Source organism: Albimonas marina, from assembly GCF_029223255.1.
GTDB lineage: Bacteria > Pseudomonadota > Alphaproteobacteria > Rhodobacterales > Rhodobacteraceae > Albimonas.
Window position 1 is genome coordinate 113,892 of record NZ_JARHUC010000001.1, and the last position, 16,346, is coordinate 130,237.

General features: G+C 73.7%; 14 protein-coding genes. 7 read left to right on the plus strand and 7 right to left on the minus strand.

Translation table 11 applies throughout. The features are described from left to right. The first annotated feature begins 205 nt into the window (after positions 1–205). Genes P2H44_RS00495 through P2H44_RS00510 form a run of 4 tightly spaced genes read left to right on the plus strand, consistent with a single transcriptional unit; the run spans position 206 to position 4,051 of the window. Positions 206–694, plus strand: coding sequence for a GNAT family N-acetyltransferase (locus P2H44_RS00495; RefSeq protein ID WP_275761451.1), 489 nt, complete (start codon positions 206–208; stop codon positions 692–694). Beyond that, positions 691–1,641, plus strand: coding sequence for an ABC transporter permease (locus P2H44_RS00500; protein WP_275761452.1), 951 nt, complete (start codon positions 691–693; stop codon positions 1,639–1,641). The genes P2H44_RS00495 and P2H44_RS00500 overlap by 4 nt, the downstream gene beginning before the upstream one ends. Continuing rightward, positions 1,638–2,456 carry an ABC transporter permease gene (locus P2H44_RS00505; protein WP_275761453.1) on the plus strand — a complete coding sequence of 273 codons (819 nt, stop codon included), beginning with the start codon at positions 1,638–1,640 and terminating at the stop codon, positions 2,454–2,456. The genes P2H44_RS00500 and P2H44_RS00505 overlap by 4 nt, the downstream gene beginning before the upstream one ends. Continuing rightward, a complete protein-coding gene (locus tag P2H44_RS00510; RefSeq protein WP_275761454.1) occupies positions 2,453–4,051 on the plus strand; it encodes an ABC transporter ATP-binding protein in 1,599 nt (532 codons plus the stop codon). The genes P2H44_RS00505 and P2H44_RS00510 overlap by 4 nt, the downstream gene beginning before the upstream one ends. 28 nt (positions 4,052–4,079) lie before the next feature. Here P2H44_RS00510 and P2H44_RS00515 read toward each other — a convergent pair whose 3' ends face one another. The 4 genes from P2H44_RS00515 to P2H44_RS00530 form a co-directional block, all read right to left on the minus strand. Next, complete coding sequence (locus P2H44_RS00515; protein WP_275761455.1) at positions 4,080–6,377, minus strand: penicillin acylase family protein; 2,298 nt, start codon at positions 6,375–6,377, stop codon at positions 4,080–4,082. Between the two features lie 106 nt (positions 6,378–6,483). Beyond that, positions 6,484–7,155, minus strand: a complete 672-nt coding sequence (locus P2H44_RS00520) for an HAD hydrolase-like protein (protein ID WP_275761456.1) — start codon at positions 7,153–7,155, stop codon at positions 6,484–6,486. A 102-nt stretch (positions 7,156–7,257) separates the two neighbouring features. After that, positions 7,258–8,472 (minus strand): MFS transporter, encoded by a 1,215-nt coding sequence (locus tag P2H44_RS00525; RefSeq protein WP_275761457.1) that lies wholly within the window; start codon positions 8,470–8,472, stop codon positions 7,258–7,260. Between the two features lie 154 nt (positions 8,473–8,626). Continuing rightward, a complete protein-coding gene (locus P2H44_RS00530) occupies positions 8,627–10,894 on the minus strand; it encodes a primosomal protein N' (protein WP_275761458.1) in 2,268 nt (755 codons plus the stop codon). A 150-nt stretch (positions 10,895–11,044) separates the two neighbouring features. Between P2H44_RS00530 and fsa the strand changes: the two genes are divergently transcribed. The 3 genes from fsa to P2H44_RS00545 are packed head-to-tail and all read left to right on the plus strand — an operon-like array spanning position 11,045 to position 13,364. Beyond that, positions 11,045–11,695, plus strand: coding sequence for a fructose-6-phosphate aldolase (gene fsa / locus P2H44_RS00535; RefSeq protein ID WP_275761459.1), 651 nt, complete (start codon positions 11,045–11,047; stop codon positions 11,693–11,695). Next, positions 11,695–12,441, plus strand: a complete 747-nt coding sequence (locus tag P2H44_RS00540; protein ID WP_275761460.1) for a DUF484 family protein — start codon at positions 11,695–11,697, stop codon at positions 12,439–12,441. The genes fsa and P2H44_RS00540 overlap by 1 nt, the downstream gene beginning before the upstream one ends. Then, on the plus strand, positions 12,426–13,364 hold the full coding sequence (locus P2H44_RS00545) for a tyrosine recombinase XerC (RefSeq protein WP_275761461.1): 939 nt from the start codon (positions 12,426–12,428) through the stop codon (positions 13,362–13,364). The genes P2H44_RS00540 and P2H44_RS00545 overlap by 16 nt, the downstream gene beginning before the upstream one ends. A 371-nt stretch (positions 13,365–13,735) precedes the next feature. Here the strand turns inward: P2H44_RS00545 and rfbD are convergent, their stop codons facing one another. The 3 genes from rfbD to rfbC all read right to left on the minus strand — a co-directional run bounded on the left by rfbD (position 13,736) and on the right by rfbC (position 16,256). Further along, the gene (rfbD, locus tag P2H44_RS00550; protein WP_275761462.1) at positions 13,736–14,611 is read right to left on the minus strand and encodes a dTDP-4-dehydrorhamnose reductase; all 876 of its coding nucleotides are present in this window, start codon (positions 14,609–14,611) and stop codon (positions 13,736–13,738) included. Beyond that, positions 14,608–15,630 (minus strand): NAD-dependent epimerase/dehydratase family protein, encoded by a 1,023-nt coding sequence (locus tag P2H44_RS00555; protein WP_275761463.1) that lies wholly within the window; start codon positions 15,628–15,630, stop codon positions 14,608–14,610. Before P2H44_RS00555 ends, rfbD begins: the two co-directional genes overlap by 4 nt. A 74-nt stretch (positions 15,631–15,704) precedes the next feature. Then, positions 15,705–16,256: a dTDP-4-dehydrorhamnose 3,5-epimerase gene (gene rfbC, locus P2H44_RS00560; RefSeq protein WP_275761464.1), complete on the minus strand. Its 552-nt coding sequence runs from the start codon at positions 16,254–16,256 to the stop codon at positions 15,705–15,707. Positions 16,257–16,346 lie beyond the last annotated feature (90 nt).

The following is a 16,346-nucleotide window of genomic DNA, read 5'->3' on the forward strand; positions in this document are numbered from 1 at the left end:
CCGGCGCCCCGCTCCGGTCTCGGCCGGGGTGGGCGGGCGGGAGCCGAGGCCGGGGCGGGGCGTCGGCGCGGCCCTCCCCCTGCCTGAGACGAAGACATCGCGTCGCGCCGCGCGCATCCTCCTCCGCCCGCATCGACGCGCCCGGATTTCCCTGCCATTCTCGCGCCCCGAGGCCGCTCACGCGCCGCCGACCGGGAGACCCGCCATGCGCCTGCGCCACGAGACCGAGGCCGACCACGACGCCGTGCGCCGCGTGGTCGAGGCCGCCTTCGGACGCGAGGACGAGGCCCGCCTGGTCACCCGCCTGCACGAGGAGGGGGACGCCGCCATCGCCCTGGTGGCCGAGGTCGACGGGCGCATCGCGGGCCACGTGATGTTCTCGCCGATGCGCGCGCCGCAGGGGGCGCTGGGCCTCGCCCCGATCTCGGTGCGCCCGGACCTCCACGGAAACGGCATCGGCGGCGCCCTGATCCGCCGGGGGCTGGAGGAGGCGCGCACGCGCGGCGCCTCGGCCGTCTTCGTGCTGGGCGATCCGCCCTATTACACCCGCTTCGGCTTCTCCCCCGAGAAGGCGCGCGGATACGCCACGCCCTTCGCGGGGCCCTTCCTGATGGCGCTGGAATTGACGCCCGGCGCGCTGCGCGGCGAGGGTGAGCTCTCCTACGCCCGCGCCTTCGACGATCTCGCCGAATGACAGCCTTTCTCCTGCAGCGCGCCTTCACGCTCGCGCTGACGCTCCTCGCCGCCACGGTCGCGATCTTCCTGCTGCTGGAGGTCGTCCCCGGCGATCCGGCGCTGACCATGATGGGCATGAACGCCGACCCCGCCGCGGTGGAGGCGCTGCGCGAGCAGCTGGGCCTGAACGCCCCGGTGGTCGAGCGCTATTTCGCCTGGATGGGCGACATGCTGCGCGGCGATTTCGGCACCTCCTACACCTACAAGACCCCGGTGACCGAGCTGGTGCTCGAGCGGCTGGTGGTGACCCTGCCGCTGACGATCTACGCGCTGACCCTGTCGACGCTGATCGCCATTCCGGCGGGCATCGCGGCGGCGGCGCGGCGGAACTCGCCCGCCGACATCACCATCATGGGCATCACCCAGATCGGCATCGCGGTGCCGAACTTCTGGTTCGCGATGCTGCTGGTGATCCTGTTCGCCTCGATGCTGCAGATGTTCCAGGCGGGCGGCTTCCCGGGGTGGGACGCGGGCTTCTGGGCGGCGATGAAGTCGCTGACCCTGCCGGCCATCGCGCTGGCCCTGCCGCAGGCGGCGATCCTGACGCGGATCATGCGCTCGTCCCTGCTCGACGCGATGAACGAGGACTACGTGCGCACCGCGCGCGCCAAGGGGCTGACCCGCGCGCAGGCCCTGCGCCGGCACGCGCTGCGCAACGCGCTGATCCCGGTGCTGACCATCATCGGCATGCAGTTCAGCTTCCTGATCACCGGGGCGATCATCATCGAGAACGTGTTCTTCCTGCCCGGCCTCGGCCGGCTGGTGTTCCAGGGCGTCGCCCAGCGGGACCTGATCGTGGTGAAGTCGGTGATCGTGCTGATGGTCTTCGCGGTGGTCATCGTCACGCTGCTGGTGGACATGGCCTACGCCATCGTCGACCCCCGCCTGCGGGAGGGGCGGCGATGAGGGTCTCGGCCTCGCTGGTGGTGGGCGCGATCCTGTCGTCGCTGTTCATCGCCGCCGCCCTGATCAGCTACGTCTGGACCCCCTTCGACGTCGAGAAGATGGCCGTCGCCGCCCGGCTGAAGCCGCCGGGGGCCGAGTACTGGTTCGGGACCGACCATTTCGGGCGGGACATCTTCTCGATGGTGATGGTGGGCGCGCGCACCTCGATCGCGGTGGCGCTGGTGGCCGTGGGCATCGGCGCGGTCTTCGGGGTGCCGCTGGGGCTGCTCGCCGCCGCGCGGCGGGGCGCGTGGTACGACGAGCTGATCATGCGCTTCAACGACCTGGTCTTCGCCTTCCCCGCCCTGCTGCTGGCGATCCTGTTTACGGCGACGCTGGGGCCGGGGGCGGTGAACGCGATCCTGGCCATCGGCATCTTCAACGTGCCGGTCTTCGCGCGGCTCGCCCGCGGGGCCGCGCTCAGCCTGTGGACGCGGGAGTACATCCTGGCGGCGCGCACCTCGGGCAAGGGGCTGGCGCGGATCTCGGCCGAGCACATCCTGCCCAACATCCTCAACCTGCTGATCGTGCAGGCGACGATCCAGTTCTCGCTGGCCATCCTCGCCGAGGCGGGGCTGAGCTACCTGGGGCTGGGCGCGCAGCCGCCGCTGCCCTCCTGGGGGCGGATGCTGTCGGACGCGCAGACGATGATCTACGTCGCGCCGTGGTTCGCGATCTTCCCCGGCCTCGCCATCGTGCTGACGGTGCTGGGGCTGAACCTGATGGGCGACGGGCTGCGCGACTGGCTGGACCCCAAGCTGAGGCGCGCGCGATGAGCCTGCTGGAGATCGAGCGTCTGAACCTCGAGATCGGCGGCGTGCCGATCCTGAAGGACGTCTCCCTGCGCATCGAGCCGGGGGAGTGCCTGGGCCTGGTGGGGGAGAGCGGCTCGGGCAAGTCGATGACCGCGCTGTCGGTGATGCGGCTGCTGCCGGGGCAGGCCGCGACCTCGGGCGCGATCCGCCTGGACGGGGAGCTGATCTCGGCCTTCGGGGAGCGGGAGATGTGCCACATGCGCGGGGCGCGCATCGGCATGGTCTTCCAGGAGCCGATGACCGCGCTGAACCCGCTGAAGACCATCGGCGAGCAGGTGGCCGAGGTGATCCGCATCCATGGCGAGGCCCGCGATCCCCGCGCCGCCGCCGTCGAGGCGCTGGCCCGCGCCGGCCTGCCGGCGGAGCAGTTCCCGCTGGACCGCTACCCCCACGACCTGTCGGGCGGGCAGCGCCAGCGGGTGGTGATCGCCATGGCCGTCGCCCTGCGCCCGCGCCTGCTGATCGCCGACGAGCCGACCACCGCGCTCGACGTCACCACGCAGGCGGTGATCCTCGACCTGCTGAAGCGGCTGGCGAAGGAGGACGGGGCGGGGCTGATGATGATCACCCACGACCTCGCCGTGGTGGCCGACATGGCCGACCGCATCGCGATCATGAAGGACGGCGAGGTGGTCGAGGCCGGGGAGACCGCGCCCCTGTTCCGCGCCATGTCGCATCCCTACACCAAGGCGCTGTTCGCGGCCTCGACCCACCGCCCCGCCCGCCACGCGCGCCCGCCGGGGGCGGAGGTTCTCGGCGTGCGCGGGGTGGTGCGCGACTACCGCCTGCCCCGCAAGCGCATCTTCGAGGCGCGCCGCCTGTTCCGCGCCGTCGACGGCGTGGACCTGAGCATTCGCGCCGGCGAGAACGTCGGCCTGGTGGGGGAGAGCGGCTGCGGCAAGTCCACCCTGAGCCGCGCGATCCTGGGGCTCGAGGGCGTGCAGTCCGGCGAGATCGCGCTGGTCGGCCGCCCCTTCGGCCCCTCCGCCCCCTCCGAGGCGCGGCGCGACGTGCAGGTGGTGTTCCAGGACCCCTACGGCAGCTTCGATCCCCGCTGGAAGGTCGCCGACCTGGTGGCCGAGCCCTTCCACCTGGTCGACCCCAAGCCCCCGCGCGCCGAGCGTCGCCGCCGGGTCGAGGCGCTGCTGGAGCGCGTGGGCCTGAAGGCCGCCGACGCCGACAAGTATCCGCACGAGTTCTCGGGCGGCCAGCGCCAGCGCATCGCCATCGCCCGCGCGCTGATCACCGAGCCGAAGCTGGTGGTGCTGGACGAGGCGGTCTCGGCGCTCGACGTCTCGGTCCGCGCGCGGATCCTGGACCTGCTGGCGGAGCTGTCGGAGACGCTCGACGTCTCCTACCTGTTCATCAGCCACGACCTGCACGTGGTGCGCGCGATCACCGACCGGGTGATGGTGATGCGCAAGGGCAGGATCGTGGAGGCGGGCGAGACCGAAGCCGTCTTCTCCGACCCCCAGCACCCCTACACGCGCGAACTTCTGGCGGCGACGCCGGACCTCGAGGCCGCGCTGGCCCGACGGGAGGCCGCCGTCGGCTGAAGCGCTCGGCGCCCCGGGCGCCGCGCCCTCAGCCCGGCGTCAGGGTCACCCGGAAGTCCACCGCCGCCTCGACCGCCGCGTCGGTGTAGAGGAAGGGCACGTAGTCGCCCTTCGCCCACAGGGGGGCCAGGTCGCGGTAGTGGGGGGAGGCCGGGTCGCCGGACTGCCCCGGCGCGTTGATGCAGACCGAGGCGTCCCAGTCGCCCACGTCCACCACGAAGCGGACCGAGGCGCCGGCGATCACCCCGAAGTCGGTTCCGCGATAGGCCGCCATCATCACCGTCGTGTAGTCGCCCCCCATCGGCAGGGGGCCGATGTCGAGCGCGGCGTCGCGGGCGGACAGCGGATGCTCGAAATGCCCTTGGTGGAGGTCGCCCCAGCGCCAGGCGGCCTCGTCGGCGCCGAAGCGCTCGGCCACGTCGGCATGGGCCTGGGCCAGGGTCTCGGCCATCAGGGCGTCGCGGGCGACGACGGGGTCGGGGCCGAAGCGGGCGTCGGGGGATTCGAGCGCCTGCACGATGCCCTCGACGTCGCCGGGGGCGAAGAGCACGGCGGGGACCTGCGGCGCGAGCCGGGCGAAGAGCGCGGCCTTCAGCCGGCGCGTCCACCACCAGCCCATCAGCAGGGCCGCGGCGGAATCCGCCCGGTATGCGCCGTCCCAGTCCGCCAGCAGCGACCGCCCCGGCGTGCCCGCCGGCAGTCCCGCGACCAGCGCCAGGATGCGCCGGGTGGGCAGGGAGACGACGTCGGTCTGCAGCGCCTGGCTCGCGGCCACCGTGTGCGCCGGGTCGGCCGAGAGCACGGCGGCGATGCGGTCGGCGCGGGTGCTCTCCAGCCACTCGAAGCCGATCTGGGTCTCGGTCTGGTCGTAGCCCTCGGGCAGGTTGAACTCGTTGGCGGAGTGGACGAAGCCCCGCGCGGGGTTCACCGCGTGCGGCAGGGCTTCGAGGGGATGGAACCCCTCCCACTCGTTCGTGCCGTCGCCCTTCGCGGGCAGCAGGCCGGTCCAGTTCCGGCGCACGGGGACGATGCCGGCGGGCTGCCAGCAGATGTCGCCCTCCACGTCCGCCCAGACGTGGTTCAGCGAGGGGGCGCCGAAGCGCCTCAGCGCCTCGCGGAATTCGTCGACCGAGCGGGCGCGCATGGTCGAGAGCCCGCCGAAATAGGCGGCCGAGCCCGGCTCGAACCACACCGAGCGCAGGGCGAAGAGGCGGCCGCGGTCGCGCAGCAGGACGGGGCCGTGGCAGGTGAATTCGAGGGCGTGGGTCTGGGGCGCGTGGCCGGCGATCTCGAAGACCTCCTCCGCCCGCTCGACCTGCGCCCAGCCGTCGGGGCCGCGGTAGCGGCCGGCCTCGTCCAGGTCGTAGACGTAGACGTCCTCCTGGTCCGTGCCGAAGATGGTCAGGGCGAAGGCGCCCTGCCCGTTGTGGCCCATGCAGATGCCGGGCATCGAGGGCTCTCCCGCCCCGATCACGTCCAGCCCCGGCGCGGTGAGGTGGACGAGGTAGCGCAGCGACGGCAGGCCGTGGGCCCGGTGCGGATCGCCCGCCAGGATCGGCCGGCCGGTGGCGGTGCGCAGGCCCGAGACGGCCCAGTTGTTCGACCCGGTCCAGGCGGCGTCGGCCACCACCCCCTCCAGCTCGTCGACCTTGCGCCACTTGCCGGCCTGCTCCAGAGGGCAGGTCATGCGCTCGGCCGGGAAGGTGACGGGGGCGGTGGCGAGGCGGAAGAAATCCAGCGCCTCCAGCGGGACCTCCGCATGGGGGATCGGCGGCTCGCCGGCCTCGACCGGGGGTTCGAGGTTGCGGCGCAGGAGGTCGGTCTCCGCCCCGGCCTTCGCCAGCACCTGGGCGCGGATCACCTCCGAGAGCGCATTGCGCGTCAGGGCGTGGGAGCGGATGCGGACCAGGTCCTCCGGCGCGAAACGCTCGGGCGTCGTGCCGGTCATCGCGAATTCGGGGGGGAGGGGGGCGTCGCCCGCCTCGATCGCGTCGATCCAGGCGTTGATGCCGGCGGCGAAGCGGGTGCAGATCATCTCGGCGTCAGGGCCGTAGGCGGCCCATTCCGGGGCCATGTCGCCGCGGTAGAGGAAGGCGCGGGCGGCCTTGTCCTGCTCGAGGAAGCCGGGCCCGAAGGACGCCGCCAGCCGCCCCAGCCCGCGCTTGCGCCAGAGGTCGATCTGCCAGAGCCGGTCGCGGGCGGCGTTGGCGCCCTGCGCGAAGAACAGGTCCTCGAGGCTCCCGGCCTTGATGTGGGGCAGGCCCCAGCGGTCGACGCGGATCTCGGCGCGGGCCGAGAGGCCGGCGAGGGCGAGGGTCTGGATCATGCGGAGGGCCTTTCGCGTGGGACTCCGCCAGATTAGGCGGGCCCCCGCGGGCGCGCAATCGGCCCGGCCGGTCGGCCGGTCGGTTGGGGGCCGCGCGCGCCGCGCGTCAGCCCAGCCCGACGACGCGGCGGGCGAGCGCGGGCAGTTCGGCGAAATCGGCGAAGGACGCGGCGGGGTCCAGCGCCTCGGCCGGGCCGTGGCGGTAGCCGTCGAGGTGGAGCAGGAACGGCAGGCCCGCGGCGTGCGCGGTCTCGGCGTCGGTCTCGCTGTCGCCGACATAGGCCGCGGGGCCCTCGCCCAGCGGCGCGAGCGCGGCGGCGATCACGCGGGGGTCGGGCTTCAGCACCTCCTGCCCGTCGGGGCCGCGCACGCTGTCGCCGCCCACGATGTGCTCGACCGCGAAGCCCAGGCCCTCCAGCAGGCGGCGGGCCTTGGCGACGGGCTTCTGGGTGCAGACCGCGAGGCGCCAACCCTCGGCCGCGAGGCTCGCCAGCGCCTCGACGGCGCCGGGATAGGGGGTGGAGGCCTCGAGCGGGTCGTAGCTTTCGCGGAAGGCGGCGAGGAACGGCGTGACGTCGCCGCCGGGCACGCCGCCCGAGTGGGTCAGCAGCCGCTCGACCTGCACGCGCTGGCCGCGGCCGACGAAGCCCTTGTAGGTCTCGACCGTCACCGGCGGGCGGCCCAGCGAGGCCAGCAGCCGGTTGCCCGCCGCGCAGAGGCTGGGGGCGCTGTCGGCGAGCGTGCCGTCGAGGTCGCAGATCAGGCGCGGGGCGGTCATCGGGCGGGCCGGCGGTAGGGCGCGCGGGTCGGGATCATGGAGCCTCCGGGCGGGACGAAGGGGCGGCGGGGCCGCCACCCAAGCCCGCGCGGGGGCGCCCGGTCAATCGCGCCCGACGACGCGGCCGGCCGAGAAGGCCAGCAGGGCGATGGCGACCAGCATCATGCCGGCGGAGCCGAAGGGCAGGATCTCGGGGCCCACGGCCTCGTAGACCGCGCCGGCCACCGTCGCGCCCACGGCCATGCCGAGGTAGACGGCCGAGCTGTTGAGCGCCAGCGACAGCGGCGCCCGCTCGGGGTCGAGGGCGACCAGCAGGCTCTGCACCGGGACCATGATCATCATGCCGGCGCCGGCCCAGACGGTCATCAGCGCGATCATCGCCCAGCCCGGCCAGCCTGCGGCGAAGGGGAGCATGACCATCACGAAGAGGCTCGCGATCATCGAGGCGAGCGCGGCGCCGCGGGCGCCGAAGGCGCCGACCGCGCTGGCGGCGAGCGCGTTGCCCGCGATGCCGCCGACGCCGAACATGAACAGCATCGGCGGGATCATCGAGGCCTGGATGCCGCCGACCTCGGACAGCCACACCGCGATCAGGGCGTAGGTCGAGAACATGCCGACCACCGAGGCGCCGCAGGCCGCCACCGTCATCGCCAGCGGCCGGTTGCGCAGCACCGCCGTCAGCGTGGCGATGGAGGCGCGCGCGCCCTTGTTGGCCCGCGGCAGCAGCTGCCACACGATCACCGCGCAGATCACCGCGGCCAGCGCCAGCGCCCCCCAGGCCCAGCGCCAGCCCATCGTCTGCGCGAGGAAGGAGGCGAGCGGCACGCCCAGGACGGAGGAGGCGGTGACGCCGCCGAACACCAGCGCCAGCGCGCGGGCCCGGTCCTCGGGCGCGACCAGGGTGGCGGCGGCGGCGGTCAGGAACGGTCCGGTCATCGCGGCGCCCAGGCCCATCAGCAGGCGGGCGGCGACGAGCACGGGGTAGGAGGGCGCGGCGGCCGAGATCACGCAGCCCGCCGCGATGGCGGTCAGCCCGCCGGCGATGGCGGCGCGGCGGCGCAGGTGGCCGGCGACGGCCTGGGCGGCGGGGGCGGTCAGGGCGTAGACGACGGAGAAGACGGTCACCAGGCTCGCCACCGCGGCGGCGGAGACGCCCAGGCCCGCCTGGATCTCCTCGACCATGCCCACCGCGCCGAGGGAGGCGCAGCCCAGCACGAAATAGGCCCCGCCCAGCGCCAGCAGCGCGACGCGCGGGAATTCGGGCCGACGGGACGTGGCGGAAGGGATCGTCTCGGAGGACGCGTCGCAGAAAGACATTCGGGAGCACCTGACCGGGCGGCAAGACAGCCGCGGGTTGCAGTGCAACATGGCGCAGCAGGGGGCGAAAGGCAATAAGGCGGCCGTAGCTTTTCTGCGCCGCGGGTGGCCGCGGCGGCGGCGCGGACGTCGGTCCGTCCCCCCTGCGGGCGCGTCAGAGGAAGCTCTGCGGGTCCACGTCGATGCGCACCGTCACCTGCGGTTCGGGGCGCACGGCGGCGCGCCAGGCGCGCAGGGCGGGCTGCAGGGCCGGGCCGCGCGGGGCCTTCACCAGCAGGCGCACCCGGAACCGCCCCCGCACCCGGTAGATCGGCGAGGGGGCGGGGCCCAGCAGCTCGGCATGGGCGGGGGCGAGGCGGGCGTGCTCGCGCGCCAGCGCCTCGGCCGTGCGCCAGACGCGATCCTCGTGCGGGCCCGAGACGATGGCGGCGGCGTAGCGGCCGAAGGGGGGCGCGCCGGCCTCGCGCCGGGCGACGGCCTCGGTCTCGAGGAAGGTCTCCTCGTCGCCGGACAGCAGCGCCTCGATGGCGGGATGCTCGGGGGCGTAGGTCTGGAGCAGCGCCTCGCCGGGGCGGTCGGCGCGCCCGGCGCGCCCCGCGACCTGGCGCAGCAGCTGGAAGGTCCGCTCCCCCGCCCGCAGGTCGCCGCCGCGCAGGCCGAGGTCGGCGTCGATCACCCCCACCAGCGTCAGCAGCGGGAAGTTGTGGCCCTTGGCGACGAGCTGGGTGCCGATCACCAGGTCCGCCTCGCCGTTGGCGATGGCCTCGACGCGGGCCTTCACGGCGCCCGCGCTCTCGGCCATGTCGGAGCTGAGGATGGCGATGCGGGCGTCGGGGAACCGCTCCTGCGCCTCCTCGGCCAGTCGCTCCACGCCCGGGCCGATCAGGGCCAGCTTGTCCTCCCGCTTGCAGGTGGGGCAGGCGGAGGGGATCGGCGCCTCGTGCCCGCACTGGTGGCAGACCATGCGGCCGCGCCTGCGATGCTCGACCAGCCAAGCGTCGCAATGGGGGCACATCACCGGGTCGCCGCAGGCCCGGCACATGGTCAGGGGCGCATAGCCGCGGCGATTGAGGAAGAGGAGCGACTGCTCCCCCCGCTGCAGGCGTTCCGCCACCGCGGCCGCCAGCGGCTCCGAGATCCAGCGCCCCGTCTCCGGCGCGCAGTCGCGCAGGTCGAGCGCCTTGATCTCGGGCAGGACGGCGGGGCCGAAGCGTTCGGGCAGGTCCACCCGGTCATAGCGCCCGGCCCGCGCGTTCACCCAGGTCTCCAGCGAGGGGGTCGCCGAGGCCAGCACCACCGCCGCCCGCCCCAGCGAGCCGCGCAGCACCGCCATGTCGCGGGCGTGGTAAAGCGCGCCGTCCTCCTGCTTGTAGGCGCCGTCGTGCTCCTCATCCACGACGATCAGGCCGAGGTCGGCGAAGGGCAGGAACAGGGCCGAGCGGGCGCCGACGACCACCTGCGCCTCGCCCGAGGCCGCCGCGCGCCAGCAGCGCCGCCGCTCGATCTCGGGCGCCGCCGAGTGCCATTCGGCCGGGGGCGCGCCGAAACGCTCGCGGAAGCGGGCGAGGAAGGCCGAGGTCAGCGCGATCTCGGGCAGCAGCACCAGCGCCTGGCGGCCGCGCGAGAGGCACTCGGCCACCGCCTCGAGATAGACCTCGGTCTTGCCCGAGCCGGTGACGCCGTGCAGCAGCGTCGCCGAGAATCGCCCCGCCTCGCATGCCGCTGCCACCTTGCCGCGCAACGCCTCCGCCCCCTCGGCCTGAGCGTCGGAGAGGGGGCGGCGCGGGGCGGAGGGGTCGAGCGGCGCATAGGGCCGGTCCCGCGGCACCTCGACCGATTCGAGCGCGCCGGCGTTCTCCAGGCCCTTCAGCACGGCGGAGGAGACGCCGGCCTCGCGCGCGAGCTCCATGGGCAGCCACAGGCGGTCGGGTTCCGCCTCGACCAGCTCCAGGACCTTCTCGCGGGCGGGGGTGAGGCGGGCCGGCGGCTCGCCCCCCCGGCGCAGGGCGCGGCGGGCGCCCGGCGCCTCCCGCAGCCCCGGCGCGCGGGAGGCGAGGCGCGCCATCATCCCGAAGTCGGTCAGCGTGTAGTCGGCGGCCTTCTCGAGGAACGCCCGCATCTCCCCGGTCACCGGCGGCAGGTCCAGCCGGCGCAGCGCGGGGCGCAGCTTGCCGCGCGCGACCTCGCCCGAGCCCTCGCCCCAGCACAGCGCCACCATGGCGCGGGGGCCGATCTCGACCTCCAGCCAGTCGCCCGGCGCGCAGCCCCCCGGGGGCGCGAGATAGTCGAGCGTGCGGTCGACCGGGATCGGGACCAGCACCGCGACCGGCGTGCCCTCGGGCCAGCCGCCCTCGGGCGCGGGGCCGTCGGGGACGCCGTCGCCGAACAGGTCGCCGGTGCGCGGACCGCCTGAGTCCGTCATGCAACGCCCCCCCACGGGGGGCTGCGACGTTGCGCCCGGGCGCGTGGCCTCTCCCCCGCGTCTGGAGTATGGTCCGCCCAAGCCCGCCCCCCGGGCCCGGGCCGGGGGTGACAGGCGACGGGAACCCGGGACGGAATCAGGCGCGAACTCATGAAATTCTTCGTCGATACGGCCGAGGTGGACGCGATCCGCGAGCTCGCCGACAGCGGCCTCGTGGACGGGGTCACCACCAACCCCTCCCTGATCGCCAAGTCGGGCCGCGACATCCTCGAGGTCACGAAAGAGATCTGCGACATCGTCGAGGGCCCGGTCAGCGCCGAGGTGACGGCGCTGAAGGCCGACGAGATGATCGAGCAGGGCCGCAAGCTGGCCAAGATCGCCGAGAACATCGCGGTCAAGGTTCCCCTCACGTGGGACGGGCTGAAGGCCTGCAAGGTCCTGACGGACGAAGGCAAGATGGTCAACGTCACGCTGTGCTTCTCGGCCAACCAGGCGCTGCTGGCGGCCAAGGCGGGGGCGACCTTCATCTCCCCCTTCATCGGCCGGCTGGACGACATCAACCTCGACGGCATGGAGCTGATCGCCGAGATCCGGCAGATCTACGACAACTACGGCTACGAGACCGAGATCCTGGCCGCGTCGATCCGCACCGTGAACCACGTGAAGCAGGCCGCCCTGATCGGCGCCGACGTGGGCACGATGCCGCCGAACGTCCTGAAGCTGCTGGCCCAGCATCCGCTGACCGACAAGGGCCTCGACGGCTTCATGGCCGACTGGGCCAAGACCGGGCAGTCGATCTGATGTCGGGGGAGGAGGGCAAGGCCCACCGCCCCGCCGCGTCGGAGCCCGCCGCGGGCGCGCCGGACGTCGAGGCGCTGCGCGCCGCGGTGCTCGCCGCGCCCGAGGCCGTGCTCGACGACGAGGCGATGGTGCAGGCCCTCCTCCGCGCCCATGCCGATCAGACCGGCGCGGGGCGGCAGGTGGTGGACCTGCGCGGCGCGCTGGTCGACCGGCTGGAGAATCGCCTCGGCCGGCTGGAGGAGACGCACCGCTCGGTCGTCGCCGCGGCCTACGACAACCTCGCGGTGACCGAGTCGATCCACCGCGCCGCGCTGGCGGTGCTGGAGCCCGACGACCTCGAGGGCGTGCTGCACGTGCTGTCGCGGGTGATGCCGCCGATCCTGGGCGTGGACCTGGTGCGCGTGGGGATCGAGCGCGAGGGCGCCGGCGACCCGCCGCAGCCGCCGCTGACCGCGCTGGGGGTGGGCGGGGTCGCCCGCTACATGGGCGCGGACGAGGACGGGCCGTTCCGCCCGGTGGTGCTGCGCGCCACGGATCCGGACTGCGCCCGGCTCTACGGTCCCGAGGGGGTCGCCATGGGCTCCGAGGCGCTGGTGCGGCTGGAGTTCGCGGGCGACGCCGCGCCGGGCCTGCTGGCCTTCGGCGCCCGGGACGCCGAGCGCTTCGGCCCCGACCAGGCCGGCGACCTGCTGGAGTTTCTGGGCGCGGTGGTGGCGCGCGCCCTGCGGCCGTGGGCGAAGGGCTGAGCGCCCTCCCCCTCGACCCCGCCGCGGCCCTGCTGGTCCGCTGGCTGGACCAGGCCGGCGCCGTGCGCGGCGCCGCCCCCGCCACGATCGAGGCCTATCGCCATGACGTGGCGGGCTTCCTAGGCTTCCTGCGCGACCACCACGGCGGCCCGCTGACGCCCGCCTCGCTGGCCGCGACCGGCCAGGGCGAGCTGCGCGCCTGGATGGCGCGGGAGCGGGGGCGCGGCCTCTCCTCCCGATCGCTGCGCCGGGCGCTGTCGGCGGTGCGGGGCTTCTTCCGCTGGCTGGGCGACGCCGAGGGGATCGAGGCGCCCGCGGTGCTGGCCGCCCGCGGCCCCAGGGCGCCCGCCCGCCTGCCGCGCCCGGTCTCCGAGGACGGCGCGCGCGCGCTGATCGCGGACGCCGAGGCCGCCGACGCCCCCGACTGGATCGCCGCGCGCGACGCCGCGGTGCTGACGCTGCTCTACGGCTGCGGCCTGCGCATCTCCGAGGCGTTGTCCCTGCGCCGCGCCGACGCCCCCCTGCCCGAGGTCCTGCGCATCCGCGGCAAGGGCGGGAAGGAGCGCCTGGTCCCGGTCCTGCCCGCGGCCCGCGCCGCGGTGGACTGGTACCTGGAGACCGTCCCGTATCCCGAGACCGCCGGCGACGGCGCCCTGTTCCTGGGCGCCCGCGGCGGCCCCCTCTCCCCCCGGATCATCCAGCTGCGCATGGCCGACGCCCGCGCCCGGCTGGGCCTGCCCGCGACCGCCACCCCGCACGCGCTGCGCCACAGCTTCGCCACCCACCTCCTGAAGGCCGGCGGCGACCTACGCGCGATCCAAGAGCTCCTGGGCCACGCCTCGCTCAGCACCACGCAGGTCTACACCGGCCTGGACGAGGCCCGCCTGATGGAGATCTATGAGAAGGCCCACCCCCGCGCCTGACCCGCGCACCCGCCCTCGGCCCAACCAGGCGCCCCGGCGCCACATCCGCAGGTCCGCGCGAAGCGCCTGTTCTTCGGAGCCGTCTCTCGCTGATGCCGTGAAGAGCGAGTCGCCGGGAGGGGTCCAGGATCGCGAAGCGACCCCGCGCACTGCGCGGGGCTTGTCCTTGACCCCTCCCGGCGACTCGCTCAGGCATCTTCAGCGAGAGACGGATCCGAAGGACAGGCGCGGCCCCTGTTCTTTGGTGAGTCAGGAGCCCGCCGGAGGCTCCCGCCCTCCCCCATCCGGGCGCGCCCCCAGCCGCGGGCCCAAGCCCGCCCGCAGGGCGCCTCCTCTCCGTCTCGCCCGCGGAACGCGGGCGGGAGCCCAGCTCAGGCAACGTGGCCCTTGGCCCGCAGGTATCGCGCGAGGCTGTCTCGCCAGTCAGGCATCGGCGCGAAGGCCGCCGCCAGCTTGGACGTGTCCAGCACCGAGTAGCCCGGGCGCAGGGCGCGGGTGGGGAATTCGGCGGAGGTGCAGGGGGTCATCTCGGCCTTCACGCCCGCCTGGCGGACGATCTCGCAGGCGAACTCGAACCAGGTGGCCTCGCCGCCGCCGGCGACGTGCCACAGGCCCGGCTCGGCGCCCTCGCTCAGCATCCGCAGGATCACGGCGGCGATGTCGGCGGTGGCCGTGGGCGACATCCGCTGGTCGTCGACCACCTTCAGCGCCCCGCGCTCGCGGCCGAAGCGGATCATCGTCTCGACGAAGTTGCCGCCCTTCCCGCTCGCCCCCGCCACGCCGTAGAGGGAGGCGACGCGCAGGATCGTGGGCTGGCCCGCCAGCGTGGCCAGCGTCTCGCCGAAGGCCTTGGAGGCGCCGTAGACGTTCACCGGGGCGGTGGGCGCGTCCTCGGGCAGCGGCGTGCTCCGCGCACGGTCGCCGCCGAAGACGTAGTCGGTCGAGACGTGCAGGAACCGCGCGCCGCGGTCGGCGCAGACCTTCGCCATCTGCTGGGGCGCGTGGGCGTTGACCGCCATCGCCAGGGTCCCTGCGTCCTCGACCTCGTCGGTCTTGTGATAGGAGGTGCAGTTGACCAGCGCGTCGAACTCGACCCCGGCCAGCGTCTCGGCGATCCCCGCGGGGGCCGAGACGTCCAGCTTGTCGCGGCCGAAAGGGATCAGCTCGATCCCCCCCGGCGCGGCGGCGTGGGCCGCCTGAAGGTCATGGCCCAGCTGGCCGTTCGGGCCCAGCAGGAGGACCTTCATATCTCGATGATCCCGCCGTGGAGCTCGACCTCCTTGATGCGGCGGTGCCAGTCGGCGAGCGTCTTGTACCAGTCGAGCGTGATGGTCTGCGTGGTCTTGTCCAGCGCGCCCGATTCCAGCGCCGCGCAGATCTCGATCACGCCGTCCTTGGCGGTGCGCTGCGCCTTCCAGCCCAGGCTCTCGATCTTCTCGAAGCCGACGCGGTAGGAGCGGACGTCCGCGTCGCCGTACCACTCGATCGTCACGTCGCGCGGCACGTAGGAGGCGACCAGCTCGCCCAGCGGGCCCAGCTGGTAGTTGTTCTCCTCGGACCCGACGTTGAAGATCTGGCCGCCGACCGTCTCGGCCGGGGCGTCGAGCATGAAGATCTGCGCCGAGGCGGTGTCGCGCACATGCACCATCGGCCGCCACTGGGAGCCGTCGCGCATCAGCGGCAGCTTGCCGGTCTTCCACGCGCCGTAGGTCATGCCGTTGATCGCGAGGTCGAAGCGCATCCGCGGGGACAGGCCGTAGACGGTCGCCTGGCGCAGCACCACCGCGGTGAAGCCGTCGCCGTTCAGCGGCAGGATCGCCTGCTCGGCCATCTCGTTGGCCCGGGCGTAGGTGGTCAGCGGGTTGGTCGGCGTCTCCTCGGTCGCGATCACGCCCGGCTCCTGGAAGCCGTAGATCGAGCAGGAGGAGGGCAGCACGTAGCGCTTCACGCCGGCCTTCTTGGCCAGTTCGGCGGTGCGCACCCGGCTGTCGCGGTTGATCTGCATGGTGGCGTTCTGGAACAGCTCCCCCGAGGGGTCGTTCGAGATCGCCACCAGGTCGATCACGGCGTCGATGCCTTCGAGCAGATGCTCGGGCAGGACGCGGGTGTCCTCGATCACGATCTCGAGGCCCGGCTGCGGCGGCAGCAGCTCGCGCCCGAAGAAGAAGCGGTCCACGGCGCGGACGGTATGCCCGGCCTCGAGCAGCATCGGAACGAGCGTGGTGCCGATGTAGCCCCCCGCGCCGGTCACCAGAACATGCGTCATCGCTGCATCATCCCCAGAATTCGTTGCACGCGTCGCCGGCCGGCGCTCCCCACGGCGCCGCGGCGGGGTCCCCGTCAGAACGGGGCGTCGATTTCGGCCAGCGTGGGCTGGACCTTGTCCTTGTCCGACAGGATCGGACCGCCCGGCGGCAGCGGCCAGTCGATGCCCAGCGCCGGATCCGACCACAGCAGCCCCTTGTCGTGGGCGGGGGCGTAATAATTCGTGACCTTGTAGATCACCTCGACGTCCGGCGTCAGGGTGATGAAGCCGTGGGCGAAGCCGATCGGCACCAGGATCTGGTTCCAGGCCTCGGCCGAGATCTCGGCCGCCACGTGCTTGCCGTAGGTCGGCGAGCCCTTCCGGAGGTCCACCGCCACGTCGAGGATCGCGCCGCGCACCACGCGCACCAGCTTGTCCTGGCCGAAGGGCGGGGTCTGGAAGTGCAGGCCGCGCAGGGTGCCGACCTCGCCCGAGAGCGAGTGGTTGTCCTGCACGAAGTCGAGGTCGATCCCCGCCTCCGCCAGCGCCTGCTTGTTGTAGGTCTCCGAGAAGAAGCCGCGGTGGTCGCCGAACTTCCTGGGCCGGAGAATCCTGACGTCCGGTATCTCCAGCGCCTCGACGTCCATGCCGTTTCCCCTTCTCGCCTGCGACGGCGCCGCCCGGATGAACGAGCGCCGTGAACGGTCTAGCGGCGGGGGCGATGGGAATCCAGCGCC